This is a genomic window from Mesorhizobium sp. WSM4306, assembly GCF_007003975.1.
GTDB lineage: Bacteria > Pseudomonadota > Alphaproteobacteria > Rhizobiales > Rhizobiaceae > Mesorhizobium.
Window position 1 is genome coordinate 1 of sequence record NZ_VFTC01000008.1, and the last position, 12,128, is coordinate 12,128.

The 12,128-nt window shown below is 62.9% G+C and carries 12 protein-coding genes; 4 read left to right on the forward strand and 8 right to left on the reverse strand.

The window, feature by feature from the left end; genetic code table 11:
• Positions 1–275: 275 nt before the first annotated feature.
• Complete coding sequence (locus tag FJV77_RS11705; protein WP_142866967.1) at positions 276–1,466, forward strand: helix-turn-helix domain-containing protein; 1,191 nt, start codon at positions 276–278, stop codon at positions 1,464–1,466.
• A 105-nt stretch (positions 1,467–1,571) separates the two neighbouring features.
• Here the strand turns inward: FJV77_RS11705 and FJV77_RS11710 are convergent, their stop codons facing one another.
• The 5 genes from FJV77_RS11710 to hmgA are packed head-to-tail and all read right to left on the reverse strand — an operon-like array spanning position 1,572 to position 5,631.
• The gene (locus FJV77_RS11710; protein ID WP_142866968.1) at positions 1,572–2,108 is read right to left on the reverse strand and encodes a DinB family protein; all 537 of its coding nucleotides are present in this window, start codon (positions 2,106–2,108) and stop codon (positions 1,572–1,574) included.
• Positions 2,105–2,401 (reverse strand): hypothetical protein, encoded by a 297-nt coding sequence (locus tag FJV77_RS11715; protein WP_142866969.1) that lies wholly within the window; start codon positions 2,399–2,401, stop codon positions 2,105–2,107. The genes FJV77_RS11710 and FJV77_RS11715 overlap by 4 nt, the downstream gene beginning before the upstream one ends.
• Positions 2,402–2,414: 13 nt before the next feature.
• The gene (locus tag FJV77_RS11720; protein ID WP_142866970.1) at positions 2,415–3,428 is read right to left on the reverse strand and encodes a fumarylacetoacetate hydrolase family protein; all 1,014 of its coding nucleotides are present in this window, start codon (positions 3,426–3,428) and stop codon (positions 2,415–2,417) included.
• Entirely contained in the window at positions 3,425–4,312 is an 888-nt protein-coding gene (locus FJV77_RS11725; RefSeq protein ID WP_185970298.1) for an MBL fold metallo-hydrolase, read from the reverse strand. Before FJV77_RS11725 ends, FJV77_RS11720 begins: the two co-directional genes overlap by 4 nt.
• Before the next feature lie 5 nt (positions 4,313–4,317).
• Positions 4,318–5,631 carry a homogentisate 1,2-dioxygenase gene (hmgA, locus tag FJV77_RS11730; protein ID WP_142866972.1) on the reverse strand — a complete coding sequence of 438 codons (1,314 nt, stop codon included), beginning with the start codon at positions 5,629–5,631 and terminating at the stop codon, positions 4,318–4,320.
• Between the two features lie 120 nt (positions 5,632–5,751).
• Between hmgA and FJV77_RS11735 the strand changes: the two genes are divergently transcribed.
• Positions 5,752–6,195, forward strand: a complete 444-nt coding sequence (locus FJV77_RS11735) for a MarR family transcriptional regulator (RefSeq protein ID WP_142866973.1) — start codon at positions 5,752–5,754, stop codon at positions 6,193–6,195.
• A 206-nt stretch (positions 6,196–6,401) separates the two neighbouring features.
• On the opposite strand, the gene tdh is transcribed toward FJV77_RS11735, so the two are convergent.
• A complete protein-coding gene (gene tdh, locus FJV77_RS11745) occupies positions 6,402–7,436 on the reverse strand; it encodes an L-threonine 3-dehydrogenase (protein ID WP_023672918.1) in 1,035 nt (344 codons plus the stop codon).
• 45 nt (positions 7,437–7,481) lie between these two features.
• A complete protein-coding gene (locus tag FJV77_RS11750; protein WP_142866974.1) occupies positions 7,482–8,669 on the reverse strand; it encodes a glycine C-acetyltransferase in 1,188 nt (395 codons plus the stop codon).
• A 309-nt stretch (positions 8,670–8,978) separates the two neighbouring features.
• Between FJV77_RS11750 and FJV77_RS11755 the strand changes: the two genes are divergently transcribed.
• The gene (locus tag FJV77_RS11755; protein ID WP_142866975.1) at positions 8,979–11,045 is read left to right on the forward strand and encodes an EAL domain-containing protein; all 2,067 of its coding nucleotides are present in this window, start codon (positions 8,979–8,981) and stop codon (positions 11,043–11,045) included.
• A gap of 18 nt (positions 11,046–11,063) precedes the next feature.
• On the opposite strand, the gene FJV77_RS11760 is transcribed toward FJV77_RS11755, so the two are convergent.
• Positions 11,064–11,498 carry a MarR family winged helix-turn-helix transcriptional regulator gene (locus tag FJV77_RS11760; RefSeq protein WP_142866976.1) on the reverse strand — a complete coding sequence of 145 codons (435 nt, stop codon included), beginning with the start codon at positions 11,496–11,498 and terminating at the stop codon, positions 11,064–11,066.
• Between the two features lie 139 nt (positions 11,499–11,637).
• Between FJV77_RS11760 and FJV77_RS11765 the strand changes: the two genes are divergently transcribed.
• Positions 11,638–12,045, forward strand: coding sequence for a hypothetical protein (locus FJV77_RS11765; protein WP_142866977.1), 408 nt, complete (start codon positions 11,638–11,640; stop codon positions 12,043–12,045).
• The last annotated feature ends 83 nt before the right edge of the window (positions 12,046–12,128 follow it).

The following is a 12,128-nucleotide window of genomic DNA, read 5'->3' on the forward strand; positions in this document are numbered from 1 at the left end:
CCCAGCCGCCGAAGCAACCGAACCTCCCCAAACCAGTTGGACTTCGCCTATGAATAACTTTCCCCGGACAGCCCTGCGTGAACGGGGCGAGGGACGCTGTCGCGGCTGCTTTCGCCAACTATCACCGTCGCAGAAGATGGCGCCAGCGTTGCGGCCAGCCTCTTTCTCCCCGTCACTATACGGGGAGAAATGCCCGGTGTCCGAACCGGATAGATAGGTAACAGAATGGACCGATAGCATGGGTGACAGTTTTCTTGTCCGCCGCAGGACCGGCGATGGTTTGGCGAGAGACTGGCATTATGGACGAGCGGCTTCGGTTTGTTGTTGAATGTCTTTCTGGAGATGAGACGATGGTGGCGCTTTGTGCGGCCCACGCGATCTCACGCAAGACCGGCTACAAATGGCTTGGACGCTATCGGGAGCTAGGCCCGGAAGGTTTGCACGACCTGCCGCGAGCCCCGCTCAATCATGGCCGGGCGACAGCTCTTGATCTGGTGGAGCGGATCGTCGCGGCGAAGGAGACGCATCCGCTGTGGGGGCCGAAGAAGATCGTGGCGCGGCTCAGGCGCACGGCTCCCGAGGTCATCTGGCCGTCGGCCTCGACGGTGGGGGCGATCCTTGCGCGGCATGGGCTCGTCAGCGCCCGCAAACGGCCGCGTCTGCGGGCCTGCGGCAATGGACCGTGGCCGCAAGCCGAGAGGCCGAATGCAGTGTGGACTGGCGATCACAAGGGCTGGTTCCGGACCCGTGACGGGTGGCGCTGCGAACCGCTGACGGTGATGGATGCGTCGAGCCGCTATCTTCTGGCGCTCGAAGCGACGGGATCGACGGCCGACAGCGAGGCTTGGCCGGTGTTCGAACGGCTGTTTGAGGAGCATGGCCTGCCGGATCGGTTCAGAAGTGACAACGGCCCACCCTTCGCATCGGCCGGCGTCACCGGGCTGACGCCGCTTGCGGTGCGCTTCATCAAGCTCGACATCGTGCTGGAGCGGATCGCACCCGGCAAGCCGCAGCAGAACGGACGCCACGAGCGCTTCCATCTGACCATGCTGCCGCTGGCCGAGGCGCCACAGGCCGACAGAACGGCCCAGGGCCAGGCCTTCGAGGCGTTCCGGCACAGCTACAATGAGGAGCGTCCGCATGAGGCGCTCGCCATGGATACACCAGCCCAGCATTACCGCCCCTCGCAGCGCGCCATGCCAAGAACGCCACCCGAGCCTGACTATCCGGCCGAGGCTGCGATCCGACGTGTGCGCCACAATGGTGAGATCAGGTGGAATGGCGGCTTCATCTATGTCTCGCAAGCGCTGGCCGGCGAGCCGGTCGCAGCCGCGCAGACCGAGGACGGCGAATGGACACTCTCCTTCCATGCCCATCCGCTCGGCATCATCGACACCAGGCGTATGAAGCTTGTCCGCCGCAGCGCCGCGCCAACCAAACCGCTTGGCGCTGCGCCGGACGCATAGGGGGAGAGAAGTGTTACCTATGTACCCGGTCCATTCTGTTACCCATCTATCGGCTGGACACCGGCAGGGCAATGAGGGGCAGCGCCAACATCGGGGATTGGTCGATCACAATCCCAGCCACTCGACCTCCGCCTTCCTCACCTTCAAATCATAATCGAGCAGAAACTCGTCCAATTGCGGCGGCGCGACCGACGTGCCCGACAGCATGGCGTGCACCTGGCCGCGATGGTGGATGTCGTGCAGGAAGACATTGGCGAGGATGTCGCCGATCTTTTCGGGGATCATGCCGTCCTCGCGCCGGTCGGTGATGACGCGACGGTTGGGATCGTCCGCCGACAGCCCGTCACAAAAGGCGATCAGGCGCCGGTCGGCCGCGGCTTGGGCGGCAAACAGCGCCTGCGGCTCATCGAACAGCACGTAGTCGTCATAGACGGCAGCGCCGATGCCGCCCTCTTCCAGAAAATCGAGATAGAGATGGTCGACCGCAAGTATGTGGTTGAGCGTCGCCTTGATCGACGGGAAGAAGCTGGTGCGTTCGGCTTCGAATTCGCCAGGCTTGAGCTGCAGCACGGCGCGGTAGAGCCGGTCATTCGACCAGAGATTGTTGTCGGCCATGCGGCGCAGATGGTCGAGCAGGGTCACGAGTTCATTCGTCTGACCAGGCCAACGCCTGCCGCCATGACCGCGAAGCCGGCGACAACGATCAGCAAAAGCCCGTTCATGCGCCGCCGCATGGCCTGCGTTTCCTCGTCGCGCGCCACATTGGTGTTGGTGATGGTGTGAAACATCATCGCCTTGCGGGGATAACCGCTGCGGTTTGTGAGATCGGGCGAGCGCGCTTCGATGCGGTAGCTCAGCCGGATTGCCTGGATGAACACCGCCAGAATCCCAAGCGCCCAGACGCCGGCCAGCAAATAGAACGCTTCGCCCGTCATTGCATTGCCCCTGCTATGCCTGGTATTTCTCGACCTTCTGCTCGATGGCGCCGAAGATCGAATGGCCGGTCTTGTCCTTCATTTCGATGCGCACTGTGTCGCCAAAACGCAGGAACGGCGTTTTGGGTTCGCCCGATTCGATGGTCTCGATCATGCGCAGTTCGGCAATGCAGGAATAGCCGGCGCCGCCCGCCGACACCGGTTTACCCGGCCCGCCATCCAGCTTGTTAGAGACCGTGCCGGAACCGATGATGGTGCCTGCTATCAGCGGCCGTGTCTTCGCGGCATGAGCAATCAGCGCGGGGAAATCGAAAGTCATGTCGACGCCGGCATTGGCGCGGCCAAACGGCTTGCCGTTGAGGTCGGCGAGCAGCGGCAGGCTGACCTTGCCGCCATCCCAGGCATCACCCAATTCGTCCGGCGTCACCGCCACCGGCGAAAATGCCGAGGACGGCTTTGACTGGAAGAAGCCGAACCCTTTGGCGAGTTCGGGACCAGTGAGCGCACGCAGCGTCACGTCATTGACCAGCATGACCAGCCGGATCGCGGCGCGTGCCTGATCGAGGCTGGCGCCCATCGGCACGTCATCGACGATCACGGCAACTTCCGCCTCCATGTCGATGCCATAGGCTTCCTCTGCCATACGGATCGGCTCGCGTGGGGCGATGAAGGAATCGGAGCCGCCCTGGTAGATCAGCGGATCTGTCCAGAAGCTTGCCGGCATCTCGGCGCCGCGGGCTTTGCGTACCAGCTCGACATGGTTCACATAGGCCGACCCGTCAGCCCATTGATAGGCGCGAGGCAGCGGCGAATTGGCGTCATGCTCATGAAACCGTGCCGAGGGTACCGCATTGTTTTCCAGCGATTCCGCGATGGTCGACAGATGCGGGGCGATGCGCCGCCAGTCGTCGAGCGCCGCCTGCAGCGTTCTCGCCAAGAACGAGGCGTCGGTGAAGCGCGTCAGGTCGCGCGAGACCACGACCAGTTTTCCGTCGCGCGTCCCGTCCTTCAATGTGGCAAGCTTCATGCGGTTTCCTCTCCTGATGCGGCTTTGGCGCCGTCTACGTTCACAACAAGGCCGTCGCGGGCAATCGTCAAGTCACCCACCCACGATTTCCTGACGGCGGCGATCCAGTCGGCCTCGCCGATACCAGGATCGTCGGCCGGAATGAGGTGATTGAGCACCAGTTTCTTGACGCCGGCATCGCTGGCGATGCGGCCAGCTTCCTCAGCAAACGAGTGGCTGGCGAGCAGATGCTCCCTCAGCCGCGCGCCATTGCCGGTTCGGGCGACCAGCCGCTCAATGCCTTCTTCCAGCATGGCTTCATGGACGAGAATGTCGGCATTCTTGGCGAAACCGGCGAGCGGCGGAAAGAAGGCGGTGTCGGCCGAGAACACGACGCTTTTGCCATCATGGTCGAAACGCAGCGCAAAACAATCGGTCACCGGCGGATGATCGACGCGCAGCGCCGAGACCTTGAGGCCGCGCTGCGCAAAAATCTCGCCCTCGCCGAATTCGACGATCGACACCAGCCCGCGAATGTCCGGCCTGCCTTCATCGACGATGCGGATTTCGATGTCGAACTCCATCGCCTGGCAGAAACGGCGCCAGTAATGGGCGGTGCCGGGCGGTCCGAACAGCGTCACCGGCTTGGCCAGACCGGCGGTCCAGGCGGTGTGCAGCAGCGGCCCCAGTTCCAGCACATGGTCGGAATGCAGATGGGTGATGAAGATCAGGTCGAGCGTCTTGAGGCTGATGCCGGCATCGACCAGGCCGCGCGTGACGCCGAGCCCGCAATCGACGACGATGGTTCGCCCGCCGAGTTCCAGCAGCGACGAGCTCGGCCATGGCCCGCCCGGCCGCAGCGCCGGGCCGCCTTTCGAGCCGAGACACACCAGCCGGTCGCTCATCGGCCTCAAGACCAGTCGCCCTCCGGCGTGCCGTTGAAACGCTTCTTCAGGTCAGACCAGCAGTCGATGTAATTGTCCTGTCTTGTTTCCAGCTCGGCGCCGTAGCGGGTCAGCATCTGCGGGAATCGGGTCTCGAACATGAAGGCCATCGTGTTGTCGAGCTTGACCGGTTTCAGCTCGACACGCGAGGCCTTTTCGAAGCCAGGCGCGTCGGGGCCGTGGGCCAGCATCAGATTGTGCAGGCTGATGCCGCCGGGCACAAAACCTTCCTCCTTGGCGTCGTACTGACCGTGGATGAGGCCCATGAACTCGCTCATGATGTTGCGGTGATACCAGGGCGGCCGGAACGTGTCCTCCGCCACCAGCCAGCGCGGCGGGAAGATGACGAAGTCGATGTTGGCGGTGCCCTCCTCGCCGCTCGGCGCCGTCAGCACGGTGAAGATCGACGGATCCGGGTGATCGAACAGGATGGCCCCGACCGGCGAAAACGTCGCCAGATCATATTTGTAGGGGGCGTAGTTGCCGTGCCACGCCACCACGTCGAGCGGCGAATGACCGATCTCGGTGACATGGAAATTGCCGCACCATTTCACCGTCAGCCGGCACGGCGTCTCCTTCTCCTCGAACCAGGCACAGGGCGTCTTGAAGTCGCGCGGATTGGCCAGGCAATTGGCGCCGATCGGGCCGCGGTCGGGCAGCGTCAGCTTCGCGCCGTAATTCTCGCAGACATAGCCGCGCACTTCGGCGTCGACCAGCTCGACCTTGAACACCAGACCGCGCGGCAGCACGGCGATCTCGCCGGGCCGCAGCTCGATGACGCCCATCTCGGTGACGAAGCGCAGCGCGCCAACCTGCGGCACCACCAGCAACTCGCCGTCGGCGTTGAAGAAATGGTCGTCAACCATCGAACGGTTGGCGACATAGACATGCGCTGCCATGCCGCTTTGGCCCAACACGTCTCCCGCAGTGGTGATGGTGCGCATACCGGCGGTGAAATCGGTCGGCTCTTTCGGCATCGGCACCGGGTTCCAGCGGTATTGGCCGAGCGCCAGCTCGTGATCGCCGACATTGGGGGCGGTCTTCCACAAAGGATAGCTGGCCGCCTTGAAGCGGCCGGTGTGTTTGACGCTCGGCCGGATGCGATAAAGCCAGGAGCGCTCATTGGTGCCGCGCGGGGCGGTGAAGGGCGAGCCGGAAAGCTGCTCGGCATAGAGCCCGTAGGCCGGCCGCTGCGGCGAATTACGCCCCTGCGGCAGCGAACCGGGCAAGGTTTCGGTCTCAAAATCGTTGCCGAAGCCCGGCATGTAGGAAAAGGCCATCCGATCCTCCCTGATCCCGGCCTCCTGAATGCGGCTTGCCGGCGATGTTGACCAAACTGGTTTCATTTGTAACCATTGAAAATGTAACTATCAACGGCGAACGCGTTCACGGTTGCGCAGATGGAACCTGATATCCTCGAACTCGAAAGCTTCCTGCCCTATCGGCTCTACCGGCTTGCCGATGCCGTCAGCCGCGAATTTTCAAAAATCTACCGCGACCGCCACGGCCTGACGCGGCCGGAATGGCGTACGCTTTCAGGGCTGGGACAACGTGGCACGATGACGGCAACGGCGCTCGGCGAGCAGTCGGCCATGCACAAGACCAAGGTTTCGCGGGCGGTGGCCGAACTTGAACGACGGCGCTGGCTGACCAGAACGCCTGACGAGCACGACCGGCGCGTCGAGCATCTGGCCCTGACCAAAGCCGGGCTCGCAGCCTATCGCGAGATGGTGCCGCTGGCGCAGGCGTTTGAGCAGGAGTTGCTGGAGAGGCTGAGTGCGGAAGAGCGGTCGGCGATCGTTACAGGCGTCGCGGCGCTGGAGGGTGCGTTGAAAGAAAAGTGAGCCGATAGGCTGACGGGACAGCGCCCCCCTCTGTCCTGCCGGACATCTCCCCCACTTGGGGGGAGATTAGCGGTTCCAGCGCACCGCTCGTCCTGCAACGTTGGGGATTGGCGAAAGCCCGCGTAACATCTGATCTCCCTCCTTGCGGGGAGATGTCCGGCAGGACAGAGGGGGGTGCCTCGCGCTGACGTCTCACCGGACAGCCCCTACCAATCCATCACCACCTTGCCCGAACTGCCGCTCCTCATCGCATCGAACCCCGTCTGGAAATCGTCGATGCCGATGCGGTGCGTGATCAGGCCGCTGACATCCAGCGGACCTTGCACCAGCGCGATCATCTTGTACCAGGTCTCGAACATCTCGCGGCCGTAGATGCCCTTGAGATGCAGCATCTTGAAGATGACCTTGTTCCAGTCGATCTCGAAACCGGTCGGCGCGATGCCCAGAATGGCGATCTTGCCGCCATTGTTCATGGTGTCGATCATGTCGCGGAAGGCGGGGGCCGCGCCCGACATTTCAAGACCGACGTCAAAACCTTCGGTCATGCCGAGCGCCGGCATGACATCCCTAAGCTTTTCCTTCGACGCATCGACGACATGCTGGACGCCAAGCTTTTTGGCCAGAGCCAGCCGCACCGGATTGATGTCTGTGATGACGACCTTGCGCGCGCCGACGCATTGCGCCACCAGCGCGCCCATGATGCCGATCGGCCCGGCTCCGGTGACCAGCACGTCCTCGCCGACCAGATCGAAGGACAGAGCGGTATGGACGGCATTGCCCAAGGGATCGAAGATCGCGGCGATCTCGTCGGGCACGTCGTCGGGGATCGGCACGACATTGTGCTGCGGGATCGCCAGATATTCGCCGAAGGCGCCGGGACGGTTGACGCCGACACCGAGCGTGTTGCGGCAGAGGTGGCCCCTGCCCGCGCGGCAGTTGCGACAATGGCCGCAGACGATGTGGCCTTCACCGGAGACGCGCTGGCCGACCTTGTATTCGGTGACTGCGGCGCCGAAATCGGCGACCGTGCCGACGAATTCATGGCCGGTCACCATCGGCACCGGCACGGTCTTTTGCGCCCACTGGTCCCAATTGTAGATGTGCACGTCGGTGCCGCAGATCGCCGTCTTCTTGACTTTGATCAGGACGTCGTTGGGGCCGATCTCCGGCACCGGCACCTCTTCCATCCAGATGCCCGGTTCGGCCTTGGCCTTCACCAGCGCCTTCATCATGTTCGACATTCTTTTGTCCCTTGAATCCTTTGATCCGGAATCGCTTTTGGCGGCTCAGGGGATGACGCCCAGTTCCCTGCCGACCGCCGCGAATGCCGCCACGGCGCGGTCGATATCAGCGCTGGAATGCGCCGCCGACATTTGCGTGCGGATGCGCGCCTGGCCTTTCGGCACCACCGGGAAGGAAAAGCCGATGACATAGATGCCGCGCTTCAGCATGCGCGCCGCCATCTCCTGCGCCAGGCTGGCATCGCCCAGCATCACCGGGATGATAGGATGATCAGCACCGGCAAGCGTGAAGCCGAGCTTGCCCATTTCGGACCTGAACCGCGCCGCATTGGCATATAGGCGCTCGCGCAAGGCGTCGCCCTTGCGGATCATGTCGAACACCTTGATCGAGGCGCCGGCGATCGCGGGCATCAGCGTGTTGGAGAAGAGGTAGGGCCGCGAGCGCTGGCGCAGCCAGTCGACGACCTGGCTTTTGCCCGAGGTGTAGCCACCCGACGCACCGCCCAGCGCCTTGCCGAGCGTGCCGGTGATGATGTCCACCCTGCCCTCGACGCCGCAATGTTCGGCCGAGCCGCGGCCGTTTTTGCCGACGAAGCCGACGGCGTGGCTGTCATCGACCATAACCATGGCGTCGTACTTTTCCGCGAGATCGCAGACGCCCCTCAGATTGGCGATAATGCCGTCCATGGAAAACACGCCGTCGGTGGCGATCAGCCGGAAGCGGCAGTCCTTCGCTTCCTTCAGCCGCGATTCGAGGTCGGCCATGTCGTTGTTGGCGTAGCGGAAGCGCTTGGCCTTCGACAGCCGCACTCCGTCGATGATCGAAGCATGGTTGAGCGCATCGGAGATGATCGCATCCTCCTCGCCGAGCAGCGTTTCGAACAGGCCGCCATTGGCATCGAAGCACGAGCCATAGAGAATGGTGTCGTCCAGGCCGAGGAAGGACGAGATCGTAGCCTCAAGCTGCTTGTGCTCTTCCTGCGTGCCGCAGATGAAGCGCACCGAGGCCATGCCGTAGCCGTAGCGGTCGAGCGCGCCTTTGGCTGCGTCACGCAATTCGGCGCTGTCGGCGAGGCCGAGATAGTTGTTGGCGCAGAAGTTCAGCACCTTGTCGCCGCCGACCTCGATCTCAGCCGACTGTGTCGAGGTGATCACCCGCTCGGATTTGTAGAGCCCGGCCGATTTCAACCCTTGCAGTTCATTGTCGATGTGGGAGAGGAATGCCGCGCTCATGATCAGGTCCTATTGAGATTGGCGGCGACTGTCGCGCCCCCTGAATGAAAAATCCACCGTAAATGCGACCGCTTCGGTGGCGCGGCAAGCTCAACCCTGGCGCGATCCGATCGCAAAACCAGCGTGTTGGAGTAGCACGCGTGCAAATAGGCCATGCCGCGAAAGGACATGATAACCATTCCGGCAGCTTTCGTTCACTGCTGAAGCAACAATTCCGCCGGTTTCGAGACCTGTTAACCCTTTCAAGCCAATGGTCTTCTCGCCATGAATCCGTGGCGGAAATCGTTTGACCGAGGGGTCACCTAGAATATGTCGCAGCAGCCGGCGCAAACCGTCTCGGGCAAACTTATCCTGCTGATCAAGACCGGCTACTGGCTGGCGCTGTTGATCATCGCGGCCATGGTGATGGCCTCCTTCATCCTGCTGCAGCAGATGATGGCGGCCCAGCAGCACAACCACACTCTGCTCGATATCGTCAGCACCCAGAAGGCGCTGTCGCAGCGCATCGTCTTCCTGGCAAGTGCAACCGGCTCTGCCTCGCGCGACAAGCAGCCGGCCCTGGTTGCGGCGCTCAAGCAAGCGACCACCGAGTTCGAGACGAATTACGACCTACTGCTCGAGCAGACCGGGGCCGATCCCCTGTCACCGGCGCGGTCCGACCCAAAATCGATCGAAAACGTGCTGTTCGCCAAGCCGTTCCACCTCGACTATTTCTCGGTCGGACTTATCGCCAATGGCGAAAGGCTGATCTCGTCCTTTGAGTCCCAGCTCTCCGGCAAGGCCGCCTACAAGGGTGGCGGCGAGCGCGTCAATCTCGACGCCTCCGTCGCCAACGCGACGCTGTCGGGCTATGCCGCCCTTGGCCAGCGTATCAGCGCCTTCGCCGACGAGCGGTCGGAAAAGCTCCTCGATCTCCACCGCACCTTGTTCTACGCCACCATCGGCGTCATCGTGCTGGTCGCACTTTTCATCTTCCGGCCGATGTCAAAGGCGATCCTGCGCAAGACGCATGAGCTTATCGACGCCCGCAATTCGATGGCCTTCATCGCCGTGCATGACGGGCTGACCGGCCTCCACAACCGCACCTTCCTGACCGATCACTTCGAAACGCTGATCAAGGGGGCGCATCGCAGGCGTGAGAGGCTGGCGGTAATCCAGCTCGATCTCGACCGGTTCAAGCAAATCAACGACACGCTCGGCCACGCCGCCGGCGACTATGTGCTGGTGGTCACCGCGCAACGCATGCGCGATTCCTGCCGCGCCTCGGATCTGTGCGCTCGTCTTGGCGGCGACGAATTCGTGATGATCCTCAATGGCGCCGGCGGCACCGAGGACATCAACATGCTGGCCAGGCGCATCCTCGAGCAGATCAACGAGCCGATCATGTTCCAGGGCACGACCATCCTTCCGGGTGCCAGCGCAGGCATTGCCGTCTATCCCATCGACGCGGATAATGCGGCTGATCTGCTCGTCCACGCCGACCTCGCGCTCTATTCCGCCAAGAAGCTTGGCGGTGGCAGCTTCTCGTTCTTCTCCGAGGAACTCAGGCGCGAACTCGATTACCGCAAGCAGCTCGAGCACGACATCAAGGTCGCCATTGCCGAGAGTGCCTTCCAGGTCTATTTCCAGCCGCAGGTGTCGCTCACCAACGGCGCCATCAGCGGCATCGAGGCGCTGGTGCGCTGGAAACACGCCGAGCGCGGCATGATCTCGCCGGGCGAATTCATTCCCGTCGCCGAAAAATGCGGCTTCATGCCCGAGATCGGCCGCATCGTCTTTGCCAAGGCGATCGAGCAAGCGGCCGAATGGGATCGCGCCGGCATTGCCTTCGGGCGGCTTGCCGTCAACGTGTCGGGCACCGAGTTGCGCGAACCCGACTTCGACCGCTTCCTGTTCGCGACGCTGGAGAAGGCTGGGCTGTCGGCCGACAAACTGTCGCTGGAAATCGTTGAATCCGTCATTCTCGATGACGAAAAGACCGGCATCGCGGCCAAGCTTCGCCACATCCGCGCCGCCGGCGTCCATCTGGAACTCGACGATTTCGGCACCGGCTATGCCTCGCTCAGCCATGTCAATCCAAACGAGATCGACCGGCTGAAAATCGATCGCCGCTTCGTCCAGAACATCAATGAGAACGGCGACAACAGCAAGATCGTGCGCGCCATCACCGAGCTGGCGCGCGGCCTCGGCATCTCGATCGTCGCCGAGGGTGCGGAAACCGAGGCCGAGCTCGATTCGCTGATGGCGATCGGCTGCGACCAGGTGCAGGGCTATTCCATCGCCTTCCCGATGCCTCAGGACAAGGCGCGCGAATGGCTGCTGGCGCGCAGGCCAAAGAAAGCCAAGCTCAAGGTGTTGCAGGGCAATCTGGCATAGCGGCTCAGACCGCGTCGGTCATTCGGCCGGCGCGACATTCGCCCGAAGTGCTGCCAGCACCTCGGCGAATTCGGCCAGCCTGTCATCGGGAATGCCGGCGCGCAGCCGCTTGTCGAAGGCGACGGCTGCGAGGCGCAACTTTTCGAACAGCGCTTCGCCGGCTTCCGTCAACGCCACCTGGTGGACCCTGCGGTTTTCCGGATCGCGGCGGCGTGTCAGCAACCCTTGCGCCTCCATGCCGTTGAGGTGATGGGTAAGCGTCGCGCCCTGGATGCCGATCATCCCGGCAAGCTCGCGCTGGTTCGCCAGTTCCTTCGACTTGACCGAGAGCAAGGTCACCCAAACCGGCAGCGTGCCGCCGGCCTCGACCATCGCGGCATCAAAAGCCTGCGCGACCACTTTCGAGGTGCGGGCGAGATTCATGCCGACGGGCGGCCGGTCAAACAGTGTCATGACCTGACAGTAGAGCAAAGCGATTGGAACATGAAAGGTGACTTCATGATTGACATCTAATCGTTAGATATCTAACTTTGTCTTATTGATGGCGTCGGCATGCTGCGACGCGCGGCGGGCGGCAGAGAGGAATGCGGTCATGCAATATGTCTATATCGTCACCATCGGCCTGCACGTCATGGCCGGCGTGTTCTGGGCCGGCACAACCATTGCGGTTGCCCGCGATCCGGAGATCAAGGCGGAGCGCTTCATCCGACCGCAGCTCGGCGCCTCCGGCCTGGCGTTCCTGACCGGCATACTGCTCTGGTATTTCTTTCATGAAGGCGCGTTCGGCTCGATGGAGCAGGTGCTGGCGCTGGGCATTTTGACGGCGCTGATCGCCGCTGGCGTGCAGGGCGCGCTTGTCGCCTCCGCCAGCAGGCAGCTGGCCGGCGCCGACGCTGCGACACAGACCCAGCTGCGGGCGAAAATGACCAGAGGCGAACGCATGGCCGGCGGGCTGCTGGTCATCACCGTGTTTTGCATGGCGACCGCTAAGCTGTTTTGAAATCGCACGGCCGGCAAAACCGACCGGGCGCAGCGCGCAACGGACCAAAGGTGGCTCTCCTTGCAAAGGTCCGTTGCGCGTCT

Coding starts and splice junctions, on each gene's coding strand:
- FJV77_RS11720 (WP_142866970.1), bottom strand. CDS start 3,428: ATGAAGCTTGCCACATTGAAGGACGGGACGCGCGACGGAAAACTGGTC.
- FJV77_RS11725 (WP_185970298.1), bottom strand. CDS start 4,312: ATGAGCGACCGGCTGGTGTGTCTCGGCTCGAAAGGCGGCCCGGCGCTG.
- FJV77_RS11735 (WP_142866973.1), top strand. CDS start 5,752: ATGGAACCTGATATCCTCGAACTCGAAAGCTTCCTGCCCTATCGGCTC.
- FJV77_RS11760 (WP_142866976.1), bottom strand. CDS start 11,498: ATGACACTGTTTGACCGGCCGCCCGTCGGCATGAATCTCGCCCGCACC.
- FJV77_RS11755 (WP_142866975.1), top strand. CDS start 8,979: ATGTCGCAGCAGCCGGCGCAAACCGTCTCGGGCAAACTTATCCTGCTG.
- FJV77_RS11750 (WP_142866974.1), bottom strand. CDS start 8,669: ATGAGCGCGGCATTCCTCTCCCACATCGACAATGAACTGCAAGGGTTG.
- FJV77_RS11715 (WP_142866969.1), bottom strand. CDS start 2,401: ATGACGGGCGAAGCGTTCTATTTGCTGGCCGGCGTCTGGGCGCTTGGG.
- FJV77_RS11765 (WP_142866977.1), top strand. CDS start 11,638: ATGCAATATGTCTATATCGTCACCATCGGCCTGCACGTCATGGCCGGC.
- FJV77_RS11705 (WP_142866967.1), top strand. CDS start 276: ATGGTTTGGCGAGAGACTGGCATTATGGACGAGCGGCTTCGGTTTGTT.
- hmgA (WP_142866972.1), bottom strand. CDS start 5,631: ATGGCCTTTTCCTACATGCCGGGCTTCGGCAACGATTTTGAGACCGAA.
- tdh (WP_023672918.1), bottom strand. CDS start 7,436: ATGTCGAACATGATGAAGGCGCTGGTGAAGGCCAAGGCCGAACCGGGC.